Genomic DNA, 15,957 nt, shown 5'->3' on the forward strand with positions numbered 1-15,957 from the left:
GAGATCGGAAAAGTTTTTTTGGTATACGCGGTTACGTATACATATCTTTAGTGTTAGTCTTTGCGGATGGTTACTTCACTTCTCTCCACGGATGATCTCGGGCAGGCCCGGGCGCTGGTAGAAGCAAGCGGCCTTCGCTTCGAAGCCCCCTACGACGACCTGGTCGGCGTCTTCGAGGCGGGGCGCCTCGTCGCGGTCGGGGCGCGGCAGGGGCGCGTCCTCAAGATGCTCGCGGTGACCCCCTCGCACCAGGGGGGGACGCTCCTCGACGAGGTAGTAACCGAACTGGTCGGCCGCGGTTATCAGGACGGCGTCGATTCCTTTTTCGTCTTCACCTCACCAGCCCTCGTACCAGGTTTCGAGGCGCTCAACTTCAACCTCCTGGTCGCCTCCGGCACGACCGCCCTGCTTGAATACGGCGACGGCCTGAGGCGCTATCTCTCCAGATACACAAAGCAGATCCGCCCCGGCAACAACGGAGCCATCGTTGCCAACTGCAACCCTTTCACGCTCGGACACCGTTACCTGATCGAGCAGACGGCCGCGGCCGTGGACCAGCTCTTTCTCTTCGTGGTGCGCGAGGAGCGCTCTCTGTTCCCCTTTGGCGCCCGCCTGCGCATGGTGCAGGAGGGGACCGCGGACCTTGAAAACGTCGTCGTCCTCGATACCTCCTGGTACGCCGTTTCCAGCATCACCTTCCCCACCTATTTCCTCAAGGGGGGCGACCCCGGCGGAGCGATCCAGATGGAGCTCGACCTTTTGCTCTTCGCCCGGCGCATCGCGCCGCATTTCCACGTGAAGACCCGCTTCGTCGGGAGCGAGCCGTGGTGCGGCACCACCGCGGCCTACAACGAAGCGATGCACCGCATCCTCCCTCCGCTTGGCGTCGAGGTGAAGGAGATCGAGAGAAAAAGCGCCATGGATCGTCCCATTTCTGCCTCGCGGGTGCGGGATATGCTCCTGAACGGCGAGCTGGAGGGGATCGCGGAACTGGTGCCGGTAAGCACCCTGGATTTTCTGCTCTCCAGTGAGGGGATCAAGATCTGGGTAAAGGGGGGAAGCAAATGAAGATCGTGAAGAAGGCGCAGTCGGGGACGATGCAGTCCAGCGACCTGATGGTTTTCCTGGAGCCCGCGGAGACGCTTTCCGTGACCATCGAGTCGACGGTGGTGAAACAGTTCGGCGCGCTGATACGGGCCAAGGTGGATGAGGTGCTCGAAAAGCACGGCATCGAGTCGGGCGAGGTGCGCATCACCGACCGCGGCGCCCTCGATTATGCCATAGAGGCGCGCCTTGAGACGGCCATCATGCGCGCCACGGAGGGATAGATGGAAGGTCTCTGGTACAAGGAGTGCACCAACGGCAGACGCTTCATCATCAAGATCACGCCGGGAGAGCGCCTCACCACGAGGCTTTTGCAGTTCGCCCACCTGACCGACGTGCGCTACGCCATGATCGTCTCTGCGCTAGGCAGCGTGAAGAACGTTAAGCTCAGGGGGATCAAGACCGGCGCGAAGCTCCCCATCACCACGCCGCGCATCACGATCCACGAGATCGAGGGGCCTTGCGAGCTTCTGGGCCTGCAGGGGAACATCGTCCCGGGCGAGGACGAGCTCCTCGACTGCCACTTCCACATCATGATGTCCAAATCCTCCGGCGAGGTGGTCGGCGGGCACTTATACGACGCCGAGGTCTTCGCCACCTGCGAGATCGTCTTAACCGAGCTCGACGTCTCCGGCGTCGAACGCCACGTGTCCAAGGTCGGCGGCATCCCGACCATCTACATCGACGAGGAGTCCTCCTGATGGCCCACTTCAAGCTGCGACGCTCCCTCCTCTACGTCCCGGGCAACATGCCCTCCATGCTGCAGAACATCCCCATCTTCAACTGTGACTCGGTGATCATCGACCTGGAGGATGCGGTGCCGCTCGCCGAAAAGGACGCGGCGCGCCACCTGGTGAAGCGGTTCCTTTTGAACTACACCGACCGCAACAAGGAGCTGTTGGTCCGCATCAACCCGCTCGACTCAAAGTGGGGGTACGAGGACCTCAAGGTGGTGCTCCCGGCCATGCCGGACGGCATCAGGCTCCCCAAAGCGGATACCCCGGAGATCGTGGAGCGCCTCGACACCCTTTTGACCGAGTTCGAGGAGGAGCTCGAGGTGGAGATCGGCCGCTTCGGCATCCTTCCATCGCTGGAGAGCGCCCTCGGCGTCATCAACGCGGTCGGCATCGCCAACAGCTCGGAGCGCATCTTCGCGCTCGCCTTCGGCGCCGAGGATTACACGGCGAGCATGGAGATCGAAAGAAGCCGCGGCGGCGAGGAGCTCTTCAACGCGCGGACCCGCGTGCTTTGGGCCGCGAAGGCGAAGGGGATCCAGGCGGTGGACACCATCTTCGCCGACGTCTCGGACATGGAAGGGCTCCGCGCCGAAACCGAGCTCGCCAAAAGGCTCGGCTACACAGGGAAGTGCCTCGTTAACCCGCGCCAGATCGAGGTGGTGCACGACGTCTTCGCGCCGAAAGAGCACGAGGTGGAGTACGCGCTCCAGGTGATCGAGGCGATCAAGCGGGCCAGGCAGCTGGGGACCGGCGTCATCGCCCTCGGGGGGAAGATGGTCGACGCCCCGGTGGTGAAGCGGGCCGCCCGCGTCCTGCGCACCGCCTACGCCCACGGCATGGTGGACACCCTGATCGACGAGGAGGAGATTCATGGCGCTCAATAGCCTGGGACGTGAGATCCCGGAATTTTACGCGGGGAAAAGGCTCGTCCCCTACGGCGACGCCTGGTCGCTTAGGCCGGAAGGGGCCGTCGCCGCCCGTCCGGTGAAGCGCGTGAACCCGGGAGAGGGGAAGCGGCTCTCCTCGCTCCGGGAGGCGCTGGAGGCGAGCGGCCTTGCCGACGGGATGACCATCGCCACGCACCATAGCCTCAGAAACGGCGATTTTCTTTTGAACCGGATCGTTGCCGAGATCGCGGCCATGGGGCTCAAGGGGATCTGGATCGCCTCCTCCTCGGTGCACCCGGTGCACGCCGAGATCATCCCGCACATTAAAAGCGGCGTGATCGCCGGGTTCCAGTGCGGCGTTAACGGCCTGATCGGCGAGCTGGCGAGCCGCGGCGAACTCTCCTGTCCCATCGTGGTCAGGACCCACGGCGGCCGGGCTCGCTCCATCATCGAGGGGAGCGTGAAGATCGATGTCGCCTTCATCGCGGCCCCCTGCTGCGACGAGTACGGCAACATGAACGGCTACTACGGGCCGTCGGCCTGCGGCAGCCTGGGGTACGCGCAGATCGACGCGAGCTACGCCTCCTGCGTCGTCGCGGTCACCGACAACCTGGTCCCCTTCCCGGCTATTCCGGTCGGCATCCCGCAGACCCTCGTCGACTACGTCGTGGTGGTCGACCGCCTGGGAGACCCCGCGAAGATCGTCTCCACCACCACGCGGGTTACCACCGACCCGGTCGGGCTGCAGATCGCGAGCTACGCCTCGCAGGTGATCGAGGCGTCGGGGCTTTTGCAGGACGGCTTCTCCTTCCAGACCGGCTCGGGGGGGATCTCGCTCGCCGTCGCGGAGAAGGTGCGTAACGCCATGCGCAAGGGTTCCATCAAGGGGAGCTTCGGCTGCGGCGGCATCACCGGCTACTTCGTCGAGATGCTTGAAGAGGGGCTCTTCTCGGCGCTCATGGACGTGCAGTGCTTCGACCAGGAGGCGGTGCGCTCCATCGGCGTGAACCGCGCGCACCAAGAGATCAGCGCCGACATGTACGCGAACCCCTTCAACGCCGGGAGCGTGGTGAACCGGCTCGATTGCGTCATCCTGGGCGCGACCGAGGTTGACACCGCCTTCAACGTCAACGTGAACACCGAATCGAACGGCTACCTTCTGCACAACACCGGTGGGCACTCCGACACCGCGGCCGGGGCCAAGCTCTCCATCATCGTCGCCCCCTCGATCCGCGGCCGGCTCCCCATCGTGCGCGACCGGGTCACCACCATCACCACCCCGGGTGACACCATCGGGGTCGTCGTCACCGAGCGCGGCATCGCGGTGAACGACAGGCACGCGGAGCTCAAGGAGGAGCTGGTCAGAAGGAAGCTCCCGGTGAAGGAGATCGCCGACCTGCAGCGCGAGATCTGCCGCGTCACCGGCACGCCCCGTCCCCTCGAGTTCGAGGACGAGGTGGTGGCGGTCATCGAGTACCGCGACGGGAGCATCATCGATGTCGTCAGACGCGTTAAGGAATAGCCTCCTCGCGGCGCGGGACCGCAGGCAGGAACTTTTGGACACCCTGTTCCCGACCCCGTTTCCCGCGACGGTGATGCTGTCCTTGAATCTCCCAGGGGCGGAGAAAACCGGTGCGCGGGCCGAGCGGCTCTTCGCATGGGGGGAACAGGCGCTCCTTGCCGCGATGAACGGTAGCGCCGCCGCGCGCGGGTGTGACGCCCTCGGCCCCTTCGCGCTGTACCGCACGCGGCTTCTCGCCACCCAGGTGAAGCGCCTGGGAATCGCCCTCGAGGGGATGCACCCGGCGGGCAGGCTCCTCGACCTCGACGTCTACGATCACGCCGGCAACCAGATGGCGCGCGCCGACCTCGATGTCGCCCCCAGAAGCTGCCTCATCTGCCGCGAACCGGCGCTTGCCTGCATCCGCGCCGGGCGACACTCAAGCGACGAACTCGCGCGCGCGGCCCGGGACCTCATCGATGCGCTCTGAACTCACGCTTCTCTCGCGCAGCCTAGTGCGCGGCGCCTTCATGGAGCTCTACCTCACGCCTAAGCCGGGGCTCGTCGACCTGAACGACTCCGGGTCCCACCGTGACCTCTCCGTCCCCCGCATGGAAGCTTCCCTCTCCGTCGTATCCGGGTATCTGCACCGGGTGAGCGCTTCGCTCGCCGCAGGGGAAGAACTTGCGCAGCAGGTACGCCTCGGGGTGGAGGCCGAGCGGGCCATGCTGGAGGAAGCCGGCACCAACTGTCACCGGGGGTATATCTTCTTGAGCGGCCTGCTGCTCTGCGCAAGCGCACGCATCGGCCGTCGAGACGAGGCGGCGCTCGGCGCGGCGGTGGCGCGGCTTGCCGGGGAGCTTTTCGATCCGGCGGACGCCTCGGGGAGTAACGGCAGCCGGGCGCGCGACGCATACCGGGCAGAGGGGATCCGAGGGGAGGCGCTGCGCGGGTTCCCGGCGCTCTTTGGCGAGGCGCTACCCGCCTTCAGGCGCGAGATGGCGGCGGGCGGCAACCGGGGGAGTGCGACCTTCGCCATGCTGGGGCGGCTCATGGTGAGCGTCGAAGACACCACCGCCCTGCACCGCTGCGGGTGGGAAGGGCTGGAAACGGTGCGCAAGGACGGAGCGACCCTGGAGAGTTTGGTGGCGCAACGCGCCGACTTCATGGCCTTTCTCGCCGAAAGGAACGCCCACTACGTGAGCCGCAATCTCACCATGGGGGGGGTGGCCGACATGCTGGCCCTCTCCTTCGCCTGGCTGAGTCACACCGGGGAGCTTGAGGGGACGCATCGCCTCGCGGTTTGACAATGCATCGTTGGTAATCTTTAATATCGCGTATGGTCAAATCCCCGCGCCATATCGCGACGGCTCTTCTTCTCACCCTCGCCACGGCTACCCTGCCGGGGCCGGCCTCGGCGCTCTCCGATGCCGCCGTGGCCGCTTCCTACCCCTCCCGATTCACCCAACTTGCCGAGCTTCCCTCTTCCCCCGCGACAGCGTCTTCGGCCGGCTCCGTGTCTTTACTGAAAGGGGCCGGACTTCCAAGCTTCCTTGCGGCGGCAGAAGGCGCGCTTTTGCGACCTGACGGCGCCGCCGCGGCTGCACCAGGACGCGCGCCGGAGACCGGCAGTCAGGTGATCAGTGCGAATTTCCCGGCGCCGGTCTGGCGCTGGCGAAGGGCCGGGGTTGTCGACTATCTCGGCGTAGCGCTTCTCGCCGGAGGTACGATTTACGTGGAGACGGCGCACGGTGATCCGGAGCCACGGTGGAGGGGGAGAAACGGCTTCGACGAAACGGTGCGTGACGCGCTCCGGCTCGACGCGAAGGGGGCGAGGGAGGCGGCGCACGACGTCGGCGACGCCCTCATGGGCTTTCTGATCGCCGCACCCGTCGTTGACACATTCGCTACCCTCGGTATCCGCGACCGCGCCTGGGACACCCTCTGGCAGACCAAAATGGTGAACCTGGAATCCTTCGTATTCACCTCCTTCGTCTCGAGCCTGTTGCAGAACCTGGTGGCCCGGGAAAAGCCGTTCGTACGCAACTGCGGGGACGGTGCCTGCGAGGGTGGGGCACCCTACCGGAGCATGCCGAGCGGTCACGTCGCCTTCGCCTTCACCGGCGCCGGGCTTGTCTGCAACCACCACGCCTACCACTCCCTCTACCGCGATCCCGACCTGGACCGTGACGCCTGCTACACCGGCATGGGGCTTGCCGTCGCCGACGGCGTCGCCCGCATCATGGCTGACCACCACTACGCCACCGATGTTCTCGCCGGAGCCGCCATCGGGCTCTTCTCCGGCTACCTCCTCCCGAGACTCCTGCACTACGACCAACTGCGCCCTCCGACCGCAAAGACTGCCGGCGTCACCGCGCTGCTCAAAAACCTTTCGCTGCGCCCGCAGGTCACCGGCTCCGGTGCCGGCTTGAGCTGCGAGCTGAGGTTTTAGCCGTGGCTCCCGGAAACGAGGCGGCACTTAGTCGAAAGGGGCCGTGGGAGGTGGCGCGGGCGCGCGCCGTGGCGATGCTGCTCGGGGAAAATCTGCGCGACGGCATGAGCGTTCTCGACGTCGACTGCGGGGACGGGTACCTCAGCAGGTCTCTCTGTGCGACCTCGCCCGGCATCCGCGTCACGGCCGTGGTCGCCGATCTGGCCGAAGCGACGGTCGCGCGGCTGGTACCGGCTCAGGGGGTGATCTACGTGCCGGACCTTCCCGCCGCGGGGAGGCGTTTCGAGCTCACCCTGCTGGTGGACGTGCTGGAGCGCATCGAAGAGGACCGGCGGTTTCTCAAGCGGTTGGTATGGCAGCACGTTGCGGCCGGAGGGCACGTCCTCATCACGGTGCCTGCCTTCCCCTCGCTCTTCAGCGGAAGGGATTGGTTCCTCGGTCGCTACCGGCGCTATCGCCTTAAGGAGCTGAGGGAGGTCGCCGCCGTGTCCGGTCTTGCCGTCCTCTCCTCGGGCTACCTCTTCGGCTCCCTTCTCATCCCGAAGTTCCTGATCGATAGGTGCACCAAGTGGGAGGGGACGCGGGACCAGGGTGCCTCCTCCCTCGGCGGACTCGCGAGCAGGCTCGTTGCGAGGCTTTTGCAACTGGAGAACGCCATGATGATCGTTCTTGCCCGCACCGGCCTCGTCCTGCCCGGGGTGAGCGCCTGGGTCCTCTGCCGCAGCCGTGTCCCATCCAATTGACACATTGTTTTAATTTGACACGCCCATGCCCGATAACGTATACAGAATGGACAAAATTACCGGGGGTTACCGGGACGCGGTTGTTTCATGTCAGCAAACAGCCGGTCCGGGACCCACCGCACGGGGGACGGAAACGTACATGCTGAATCTGAAACCGGAAGTCGTGGCCCAGCTCGAACGTGTGCTGAGCTCTGTAGAAATGTTACTCCCCAAGGCCGTGAAGGCGGTCAAGTGGGAAACCTGCCACGCCGCTAACTGGCGCCGTCACTCCTTTTCGGGTTACCTCGAGGCGGTGAAGGTCACCGACCAGACGAAGCTCGATGATCTTCTCGGGTGCGAGAAGCAGAAGGAGATCATGGTCAGCAACACGCGCCAGTTCGTGAAGGGGCTCCCGGCCAACAACGCGCTCCTTTGGGGCTCGCGCGGCACCGGCAAGTCCTCCATGGTCAAGGCGCTTTTGAACGAATTCGCCGGCGATGGGCTGCGCGTGATCCAGGTGGAGAAGGAGGACCTCATCTACCTCTCCGAGATCTTCAGCGCCGTCGAGGACCAGCCCTACCGCTTCATCCTTTTGTGCGACGACCTCACCTTCGAGATCGGCGAACTCTCCTACAAGATGCTGAAAAGCGCCCTGGACGGCTCGGTTTACTGCGCCCCGGAAAACGTCCTCATCTACGTCACCTCGAACCGGCGCCACCTGCTCCCCCAATACAACACCGACCTGCTGGGGGGCAAATACGTGAACGGCGAGCTTCAGGAGAGCGAGGCGATGGAGGAGAAGGTCTCCCTCTCGGACCGCTTCGGCCTCTGGGTCGCCTTCCACGTCTTCACCCAGGACCGCTACCTCGACGCGGTGCGCCAGTGCGTCGAGCGCGAGGCTAAAAACCGCAGGGTCACCATCGAATGGAGCAAGGAACTGGAGTTGGAGGCGATCCAGTGGTCGCACGACAAGACCAAGCGCTGCGGCCGCACCGCGCTGCAGTTCTCCAAGAACTATGTCGGACGCTACCTGCTCGACCAGCCCGGCGCCTGATCCCTCCCGGAATAAAAACGTTAAAACCGGCGCGCTCACCTGCGGAGCGCGCCGGTTTTTTTGTTTGGCTTCCAAAAGTCCCTGTTCCCCTTTCGAAAATTCCATTTCGGTCCTCGCCCCTAACATTTTTCATGTGGAGGGCGCGGCGCTTTTCTAAGCTGTTACAATGTTTCCGTCGAAGATCCGATATGGGCTACTTAACCTATGCTTATAAGGTTATTACCTTGACAATTGGCCTCGGAGTATATATATAAGAATTCGCATATATCTTAACTCGAAATTGCAACTGTGCCCGCAAGGAGGTTCCCCGGGTGAATAGAAGGTTTGCACCACTGCTTGCACTGCTCTTTTCCGTCCTGACGACGCCCGCCTTTGGTGAGGTGGTGACGCTGCAGCAGGCGGTAAAGCGCGCCCTGGAAAGCAACCATCTGCTCAAGGCCGCCTCGCTGGAGAAGGGGGCCGCGGAAGAGGGCGTTGCGGCGAGCCGTAGCCGTTACCTCCCTCGCGTGTCGCTGGAAAGTGGCGCGGTCCTCTCCAATACCCCGAGCACCGTCTTCATGATGAAGCTGGACGAAGCCCGCATCAGCCCCACCAAGGACTTCGCCGCCAATCCCCTGAACAACCCCTCGCCGCGCGGCGACTTCAAAACCGCGGTGACGCTGGAGCAGCCGCTGCTCGATTTCGGCATCTCGAACGGCGTCGCCATGGCCGGGAAAGAGGCCGAGGCGGCGGCGCTGTCCGAAGAGGCACGGCGCGAGGAAATCGCCTTCCGCGTCTACATGGCCTACCTGGAGGTGCGCAAGGCCCAGGCCTACCGCGAGGTTGCGGAGCAATCCGTAATCAACGCGCGCGAACACGACCGTCTGGCGGCCTTGCGCGAGAAGGACGGCATCGGCCTCAAATCGGAGCGGCTGCGCACGGCAACAGCCGTGGCCGAGGCGGAGCAGCGCGTGGTGGCGGCGAATAACACCCTGCTCATAGCGCGCATGCGGCTGAACCTCGTCGTTGGTGGCTCGCAGGGGGGGGCGCTGGACATCGGCGACATGCCGCGCCTTGAGGAGCCAGCTCCGGAAACGGAGCAGTTGATCGTCCTCGCGCAAAAGAGCCGTCCCGACCTGAAGGCCTCCGAGAACGCGGTCGAGCGGGGCGAGCTCGCGGTGAAACAGGCGAAAAACGCCTATCTCCCAACCCTCTACGCCCGCGGCAGCTACCAGTTGAACGACCGCGACATGCCGCTTGGCACCGACAAGGATTCGTGGAACGTCGGCGTCAACCTGCGCTGGGAGCTCTTCGACGGCATGCGCCGCTCGCATGAGAAGGCGCAGGCGGAACTCACCAAGAGAAGCGCCGCCGAGGTGCTGGAGAACGAGCGGCGCGAAGTCGCGCTTCAGGTGACCGAGAGCGTGCTGCACCGCCAGGAGGCGATGCTCAAGCTTGAGAGCGCCCGTTCCGCGGTGCGGGACGCCGAGGAGAGTCGCCGCCTGGTGACGCTGCGCTTCGGTAACGGCCTTTCCCCGCTCGTCGAGGTCATGGACGCTGAGACCGCCCTGGACCGCGCCCGGGCGAACCTTGTGGAAGTTGAAAACGCCAGTTACGCTGCGACGGCAGAGGTATATTTCCGTACCGGCGTCTTAATACAGGAGGTCATGCGATGAAAGGCTACCGGGCAGCCCTTTTTGCCCTTGTCATAGCAACAGGTTTCGGTTGCGGCGCTAAGAAGGAGCAAAGCGCCGCCCCTGCGGCACCCCCCGTGGTGCAGGGAGCCACCGTGGTTACCGTGGCGGCCGAGGATCTGGCCGATGTCCAGGAGGCGGTCGGCACGGTGAAGGCACGCAACACCGCGCCCATCGCCGCGCGTATCGCCGGGAGCGTGAGCCGGGTGTACGTGAGGGAAGGGGAGCGGGTCGGTCGCGGCAAGCTTTTGGCCGCCATCGATGCGGTCGAGAGCGGAGCGGCGGCAGCAGGAGCCGTCTCGGGCGTCGAGGAGGCGGCACGCGCCCTCTCGGAGGCGCAGGCCCAGAAGAGGCTCGCCGATGTCACCTTTGAGCGCTACTCCCGCCTCGTCGCCGAGCAGGCGGTGACGCGCCAGGAGTTCGACACGAAAAAGACCGAGCAGGAGGTCGCCGCCCAGGGGGTGGCGCGGGCCGAGGCGAGGCTCGCCCAGGCGCGCCAGGGTGCGCGAGCCGCCGGTGCCGTCGCGGGTTACGGCAGGGTCACCTCTCCAATAGCCGGTGTGGTGGTCGCCAAGCAGGTCGAGGCGGGGCAGACCGTCTTCCCGGGGACGCCGCTTCTGACCGTTGAAGGTGACGACGGGTACCGTCTCGAGGTCTCCGCCCCGGAGACGCTGCTCGGCAAGGTGAAGGCAGGCGAGGAGCTTGGTATCGCGGTAGAGGGGGCTCCGGCGACCGGGCGCGTCTCCGAGGTGGTGCCCGTGGTTGATCCCGCGACGCGGACCTTCATCGTCAAGGTCGATCTTCCCTCCCGCGGCCTGCGCTCCGGGAGCTACGGCAAGGCCTTCTTCAGGACCGGATCCCGGAAGGGGATCGCCGTTCCCGAGGCGGCCGTGGTGCAGCGCTCCTCGCTCACCTCGGTCTGGGTGGTGTCGCCCGATGGGTTTGCCCGCTTGCGTTTGGTGAAGCCCGGGCGCGCCCAAGGCGGTCGCGTCGAGATCCTTTCCGGCCTCGCCCCCGGTGAGAAAGTGGTCACCGCAGGAATAGAGAAGATGGTCGACGGCGCTAAGGTGCAGTAGGTGGAAGTGAAGGTACCGCCATCATCGGAGATAGCATGAACAACCTGGGTTTCGCGGGGAAGATCGCCCGCGCCTTCATAGATTCCAAGCTGACGCCGCTCATCGTGGCCGCTTCGCTTTTGATCGGGCTCTACTCGGTCTTCGCGACGCCGCGCGAGGAAGAGCCGCAAATCGTCGTCCCCATGGTGGACATCTACCTCCCCATGCCCGGCTCTTCTCCCAAGGAGGTCGAGGAGCGGGTGGTCACCACCTTCGAGAAGAAGATCTGGGAGATCAACGGGGTCGAGTACATCTACTCGGCAAGCCGCCAGGGGATGGGGATCATCACGGTCCGCTTCCTGGTCGGCGAGAGCATGGAAGACTCCCTCGTCAAGCTCTACAACAAGGTGATGAGCAACCGAAACCTCCTCCCGCCGGGCGCGGGGGAGCCGCTCGTGGTGTCGAAGTCGATCGACGACGTCCCGATCGTTTCGCTCACCCTCTGGTCGGACCGCTACGACCACCACGCCCTGAGAAAGGTGGCCCGCGAGCTCTGCGACGACCTGCAGAAAGTGGAGAACGTGGCGCATTCCGAGATCAAGGGGGGACTCTCCCGCGAGCTCAAGGTGCGTCTGGACCCGGTGCGGCTCTCCTCCTACGGGCTCACCCCGCTTGCCGTCGCCTCGGCGCTCGATAAGGGGAACGTCTCGCAGCGCGCGGGCTCCTTCGCCTCGGGTAATCGCGAGTACAGCCTGGAGGCGGGGGGCTTCATCTCCGACCCCGCCGACGCCGGAAGGCTCGTCGTCAGCGTGAAGGACGGCCGCCCGGTGTACCTCTCGGATGTTGCCACGATCACCGACGGCGTCCAGGAACCGAAGGACTACGTCTTCTTCGGGCTCGGCCCAGCGGCGGCGCAGAAGCACCTAAAGGGTGGCGCGGCGGACTACCCGGCGGTCACCGTCTCCATCGCCAAGCGCAAGGGGGCGAACGCTACCTGGGTCGCCGAGGACCTCCTGAAGCGGGTCGAGTTCCAGAAGGGAAAACTGATCCCCTCCGAGATGCAGGTGACCGTCACCAGGAACTACGGCGAGACCGCCAAAGACAAGAACAACGAGCTACTGTTTCACATGTTCCTGGCCGCCATTTCGGTAACTCTGCTGATCGCGGTCTTCATGGGGTGGCGGGCCGGCGCCGTGGCGGCGATCGCGATTCCGGTGACCCTCGCGCTCACCATGTTCATCTTCAACCGGATCGGCTACACGCTGAACCGGATCACCCTGTTCGCGCTCATCTTCTCGATCGGGATCCTGGTCGATGACGCCATCGTGGTGGTGGAGAACATCCACCGCTACTTCACGACGACGAAGTTCAAGCCGCTCGAGGCCGCGGTGCGGGCGGTGGACGAGATCGGCAACCCGACCATGCTGGCGACTCTCGCCGTCATCGCCTCCATCCTCCCGATGGGGTTCGTAGGCGGCCTCATGGGGCCGTACATGCGCCCGATCCCGGTCGGCGCGTCCATGGCCATGGTCTTCTCGCTTCTCATTGCGCTGATCGTCACGCCGTACTTCGCCTACCGCTTCATGAAGGGTGAGTCGCATTACGGCACCGAGGCACCGCCGGAAGAAAGCTGGATGACGGGCTTTTACCGCCGCATGATGGGGAGGCTTTTGCACGACAAGAAGGTGCGCTACGGCTTCCTCTCCACGGTGGTGATCCTTCTCCTCATCTCCTGCTCTCTCATCTACTTCAAGGCGGTGACGGTGAAGATGCTGCCGTTTGACAACAAGAGCGAGCTGCAGCTCATCATCGACGCCCCGGAGGGGACCACACTCGAGGACAATGCACGCATGGTGGCCGAGCTGGGCGACGCGCTCAGGAAAGTTCCCGAGGTGACCGACTTCCAGAGCTACGTCGGCACGAGCTCGCCGTTCAACTTCAACGGCCTCGTGCGCCATTATTACCTGCGCCAAGGGCCGAACGTCGCCGAGATCCAGGTGAACCTGGAAGGGAAGGAGGCGCGCTCCGCCCAGTCGCACGATATCGCGAAACGGATCCGTCCGACGCTGAAGGCGATCACGGACCGCTACGGCGCACGCCTCAAGGTGGCCGAGATCCCGCCCGGACCGCCGGTCCTCTCGACGCTCGTTGCCGAGGTGTACGGGCCGGACCAGAAAACCCGCGTCGATATCGCGCACAAGATCAAGGACATCTTCAAAAGCACCGCCGGGGTCGTCGACGTCGACTGGTACCAGGAGGACGACCAACCGACGCTGCGTTTCGAGGTGGACCGTGAGAAGGCGGCGCTCTCCGGGGTGGACGCGGCCCAGGTGGTGCAGACCCTGAAACTCGCCGTGGGCGGAACCGACGTGGGGATCATGCACGTGCCGCAGGAGAAGGAACCGGTGCGCATCAACCTGCGCCTCCCGGTCGGCTCCCGAAGCGACGTCTCCTCGCTCTCCTCCATCTACGTCGCGGGCAACAAGGGGAACGTCCCCCTTTCCGAGCTGGTCCGCGTGGTGCGCGGGGTGGAGGAAAAATCGCTCTACCGCAAGAACATGAAGAGCGTGGTGTACGTGATAGGCGACGTGGCCGGGGTGATCGAGGCCCCGGTGTACGCCATCCTCAAGATGCACAAGGACATCGACAACATAGCGCTCCCCGGCGGGTACCACATCGAGCAGCGCGCCGCGACCCAGCCCTGGAGCGAGGAGCGCCCCGGCATCAAGTGGGACGGCGAGTGGCACATCACCTACGAGGTCTTCCGCGACCTGGGTGCCGCCTTCGCCGCGGTCATGGTGCTTATCTACGTGCTGGTGGTGGCCTGGTTCAAGGACTTCACCACGCCGCTTGTGATCATGGCGCCGATCCCGCTAACCCTGATCGGCATCCTCCCCGGACACGCCATCATGGGGGCTTTCTTCACGGCGACCAGTATGATAGGCTTCATCGCCCTGGCCGGCATCATCGTGCGAAACTCCATCATCCTCATAGATTTTGCCGAGCTGCGGCGCCGCGAGGGGATGGCGCTGGACGAGGCGATTATCGATGCCGGTGCGGTCCGCTTCCGTCCCATGCTGCTCACTGCCGCCGCGGTCGTGGTCGGGAGCTTCGTCATCCTGTTCGATCCGATATTCCAGGGGCTCGCCCTCGCCATGATGTGCGGCGAGATCGCCTCGACGACGCTTTCCAGGATCACCATTCCGATCCTTTACTTCATGGTGCAGTCCTGGAAGGAAAAACATCAAAAAAAGCAAACAGCTTAGGAGGTTGTAGTGTTTTGGCTCAGAAAGAACGTTGCTGAGAATGTGGAATGCACATCCGTTGCGGAAAAGGTATCCACCGAGGCTGAAGGGTTCTACCGTTCCGGCAAGATGCATTGCGCCGAGGCGGTGCTCGCTTCGGTGAAAAACGAATTTCTCCCCGATGCCGGGGACGAACTGGTGCACTTGGCTTCCGGTTTCGGCGGCGGCTCGGGGGCGGGATGCATCTGCGGCGCGGTGGCCGGCGGGACCATGGCCATCGGCCTCGTTGTGCAGGACCGGAAGCTTTCCGCCGCGCTCACCAAGGAGTTGCACCACTGGTTCAAGGAGCAGTACCGGGTCACCTGCTGCAAGGCTTTGACCGCCAACGGCAAGAAGCGCTGCGTCGAATTCACCGCGAACACCGCCGGCAAGGTTGCGGAACTTTTGCAGAAGAAGTGACCTGAATAGGAGGTTATATGTACATCGACAGACTGCTTAGACTCATCGCCGGCACCTTCACCCTGATCTCCCTGGCGCTGGCTCACTACCACGATCCGCGCTGGCTCTGGTTCACCGCCTTCATAGGCCTCAACCTTTTGCAGTCGGGCTTCACCAACTGGTGCCCGATGATGACCATCCTGGACAAGCTTGGCGTTCCCAAGCTCCCGCCCAGAGAGTGCGGTAAATGATCTGCCGCATCAGGGTCCTTTGCGACAACACCGCCGGTGCGCTTTCCGGCACGCTGGGCGAGCACGGTTTCGCCGCGCTGGTGCAGGCGGGGGACCGGGCCCTTCTCTTCGATACCGGGGCGGGGCACACGCTTTTGCACAACGCCCAGCGCATGAACGTCGACCTGAAGGGGGTAGACCAGGTCGTGCTGTCGCACGGGCATTGGGACCACGCGGGGGGGCTCTGGCCGCTTCTGCAGGTCGCCGGCCCGAAAAGGATCCTCGCGCACCCCGGCATCTTCACCCGGCGCTACTCCGTGCGCGAAGGGAGCGCCCGCTCGGTGGGGGTCCCCTACTCCGAAGAGTTCCTGGCCGGTCTCGGGGCCGTCTTCTCCTACAGCGACGAATTCCGCGAGGTGATGCCCGGCGTTTTCCTGACCGGCGAGGTGCCGCGCAGGACCGTTTTCGAGGAAGGCGACGCGGGGCTTTTCTGCGACGAGGCGGGGTGCGAGAGGGACGAGATCCGGGACGACCAGTCGCTCGTCGTCGTGACCGGCAAGGGGCTTTTGATCCTCCTCGGGTGCTGCCATGCCGGGATGATCAACACCATCGAGCATGCCCGCGAGAAGACCGGGGTGGACCGGGTCTACGGGGTAGTGGGAGGGTGCCACTTGGCCTTCTCCTCCCAGCCCCAGGTCGATCAGACCATAAAGGCGCTCAAGAAGTACGGACTGAAGAAGATCTGCCCGGGGCACTGCACCGGGTTTCACGCGGCGGCCCGGCTCGCCCAGGCCTTCCCTGCGGGGTTCAAGCCGATGCAGGTGGGGTACGTGCTCGAAGCAGAATAGATGAATTTATA

16 protein-coding genes are annotated in these 15,957 nt (G+C 64.5%); all 16 read left to right on the top strand.

Translation table 11 applies throughout. The annotated features are described in order from the left end of the window. The first annotated feature begins 66 nt into the window (after positions 1-66). The 16 genes from E8L22_RS06530 to E8L22_RS06605 all read left to right on the top strand — a co-directional run bounded on the left by E8L22_RS06530 (position 67) and on the right by E8L22_RS06605 (position 15,946). Positions 67-1,068, top strand: a complete 1,002-nt coding sequence (locus E8L22_RS06530) for a [citrate (pro-3S)-lyase] ligase (RefSeq protein WP_136524387.1) — start codon at positions 67-69, stop codon at positions 1,066-1,068. Next, positions 1,065-1,328 (top strand): citrate lyase acyl carrier protein, encoded by a 264-nt coding sequence (citD, locus tag E8L22_RS06535; protein ID WP_136524389.1) that lies wholly within the window; start codon positions 1,065-1,067, stop codon positions 1,326-1,328. Before E8L22_RS06530 ends, citD begins: the two co-directional genes overlap by 4 nt. After that, positions 1,329-1,805 (top strand): PPC domain-containing DNA-binding protein, encoded by a 477-nt coding sequence (locus E8L22_RS06540; RefSeq protein ID WP_135869180.1) that lies wholly within the window; start codon positions 1,329-1,331, stop codon positions 1,803-1,805. Beyond that, positions 1,805-2,725 (top strand): HpcH/HpaI aldolase/citrate lyase family protein, encoded by a 921-nt coding sequence (locus tag E8L22_RS06545; RefSeq protein ID WP_136524390.1) that lies wholly within the window; start codon positions 1,805-1,807, stop codon positions 2,723-2,725. The genes E8L22_RS06540 and E8L22_RS06545 overlap by 1 nt, the downstream gene beginning before the upstream one ends. Continuing rightward, complete coding sequence (gene citF / locus E8L22_RS06550; protein ID WP_136524391.1) at positions 2,712-4,250, top strand: citrate lyase subunit alpha; 1,539 nt, start codon at positions 2,712-2,714, stop codon at positions 4,248-4,250. The genes E8L22_RS06545 and citF overlap by 14 nt, the downstream gene beginning before the upstream one ends. After that, on the top strand, positions 4,225-4,719 hold the full coding sequence (locus E8L22_RS06555) for a citrate lyase holo-[acyl-carrier protein] synthase (RefSeq protein WP_136524393.1): 495 nt from the start codon (positions 4,225-4,227) through the stop codon (positions 4,717-4,719). The genes citF and E8L22_RS06555 overlap by 26 nt, the downstream gene beginning before the upstream one ends. Then, entirely contained in the window at positions 4,709-5,536 is an 828-nt protein-coding gene (locus E8L22_RS06560) for a triphosphoribosyl-dephospho-CoA synthase (protein ID WP_136524395.1), read from the top strand. Before E8L22_RS06555 ends, E8L22_RS06560 begins: the two co-directional genes overlap by 11 nt. A gap of 32 nt (positions 5,537-5,568) precedes the next feature. Beyond that, positions 5,569-6,681: a phosphatase PAP2 family protein gene (locus tag E8L22_RS06565; RefSeq protein ID WP_136524397.1), complete on the top strand. Its 1,113-nt coding sequence runs from the start codon at positions 5,569-5,571 to the stop codon at positions 6,679-6,681. Between the two features lie 2 nt (positions 6,682-6,683). After that, positions 6,684-7,424, top strand: coding sequence for a class I SAM-dependent methyltransferase (locus tag E8L22_RS06570; protein ID WP_246044566.1), 741 nt, complete (start codon positions 6,684-6,686; stop codon positions 7,422-7,424). A gap of 139 nt (positions 7,425-7,563) precedes the next feature. Then, entirely contained in the window at positions 7,564-8,457 is an 894-nt protein-coding gene (locus E8L22_RS06575; RefSeq protein ID WP_136524398.1) for an ATP-binding protein, read from the top strand. 311 nt (positions 8,458-8,768) lie between these two features. Next, complete coding sequence (locus tag E8L22_RS06580) at positions 8,769-10,112, top strand: TolC family protein (RefSeq protein WP_136524400.1); 1,344 nt, start codon at positions 8,769-8,771, stop codon at positions 10,110-10,112. After that, positions 10,109-11,206 (top strand): efflux RND transporter periplasmic adaptor subunit, encoded by a 1,098-nt coding sequence (locus E8L22_RS06585; protein WP_136524401.1) that lies wholly within the window; start codon positions 10,109-10,111, stop codon positions 11,204-11,206. Before E8L22_RS06580 ends, E8L22_RS06585 begins: the two co-directional genes overlap by 4 nt. Before the next feature lie 35 nt (positions 11,207-11,241). Then, positions 11,242-14,451, top strand: coding sequence for an efflux RND transporter permease subunit (locus E8L22_RS06590; RefSeq protein WP_136524403.1), 3,210 nt, complete (start codon positions 11,242-11,244; stop codon positions 14,449-14,451). 9 nt (positions 14,452-14,460) lie between these two features. Next, positions 14,461-14,889: a C-GCAxxG-C-C family protein gene (locus E8L22_RS06595; protein WP_198420123.1), complete on the top strand. Its 429-nt coding sequence runs from the start codon at positions 14,461-14,463 to the stop codon at positions 14,887-14,889. Positions 14,890-14,906: 17 nt separating this feature from the next. After that, positions 14,907-15,119, top strand: a complete 213-nt coding sequence (locus E8L22_RS06600; protein WP_129124860.1) for a YgaP family membrane protein — start codon at positions 14,907-14,909, stop codon at positions 15,117-15,119. Beyond that, the gene (locus E8L22_RS06605) at positions 15,116-15,946 is read left to right on the top strand and encodes an MBL fold metallo-hydrolase (protein ID WP_136524404.1); all 831 of its coding nucleotides are present in this window, start codon (positions 15,116-15,118) and stop codon (positions 15,944-15,946) included. The genes E8L22_RS06600 and E8L22_RS06605 overlap by 4 nt, the downstream gene beginning before the upstream one ends. Positions 15,947-15,957: the final 11 nt, after the last annotated feature.

This window comes from Geomonas ferrireducens (assembly GCF_004917065.1).
In the GTDB taxonomy this organism is placed as follows: domain Bacteria; phylum Desulfobacterota; class Desulfuromonadia; order Geobacterales; family Geobacteraceae; genus Geomonas; species Geomonas ferrireducens.

Coding starts and splice junctions, on each gene's coding strand:
- E8L22_RS06530 (WP_136524387.1), top strand. CDS start 67: ATGGTTACTTCACTTCTCTCCACGGATGATCTCGGGCAGGCCCGGGCG.
- citD (WP_136524389.1), top strand. CDS start 1,065: ATGAAGATCGTGAAGAAGGCGCAGTCGGGGACGATGCAGTCCAGCGAC.
- E8L22_RS06540 (WP_135869180.1), top strand. CDS start 1,329: ATGGAAGGTCTCTGGTACAAGGAGTGCACCAACGGCAGACGCTTCATC.
- E8L22_RS06545 (WP_136524390.1), top strand. CDS start 1,805: ATGGCCCACTTCAAGCTGCGACGCTCCCTCCTCTACGTCCCGGGCAAC.
- citF (WP_136524391.1), top strand. CDS start 2,712: ATGGCGCTCAATAGCCTGGGACGTGAGATCCCGGAATTTTACGCGGGG.
- E8L22_RS06555 (WP_136524393.1), top strand. CDS start 4,225: ATGTCGTCAGACGCGTTAAGGAATAGCCTCCTCGCGGCGCGGGACCGC.
- E8L22_RS06560 (WP_136524395.1), top strand. CDS start 4,709: ATGCGCTCTGAACTCACGCTTCTCTCGCGCAGCCTAGTGCGCGGCGCC.
- E8L22_RS06565 (WP_136524397.1), top strand. CDS start 5,569: ATGGTCAAATCCCCGCGCCATATCGCGACGGCTCTTCTTCTCACCCTC.
- E8L22_RS06575 (WP_136524398.1), top strand. CDS start 7,564: ATGCTGAATCTGAAACCGGAAGTCGTGGCCCAGCTCGAACGTGTGCTG.
- E8L22_RS06585 (WP_136524401.1), top strand. CDS start 10,109: ATGAAAGGCTACCGGGCAGCCCTTTTTGCCCTTGTCATAGCAACAGGT.
- E8L22_RS06590 (WP_136524403.1), top strand. CDS start 11,242: ATGAACAACCTGGGTTTCGCGGGGAAGATCGCCCGCGCCTTCATAGAT.
- E8L22_RS06600 (WP_129124860.1), top strand. CDS start 14,907: ATGTACATCGACAGACTGCTTAGACTCATCGCCGGCACCTTCACCCTG.
- E8L22_RS06605 (WP_136524404.1), top strand. CDS start 15,116: ATGATCTGCCGCATCAGGGTCCTTTGCGACAACACCGCCGGTGCGCTT.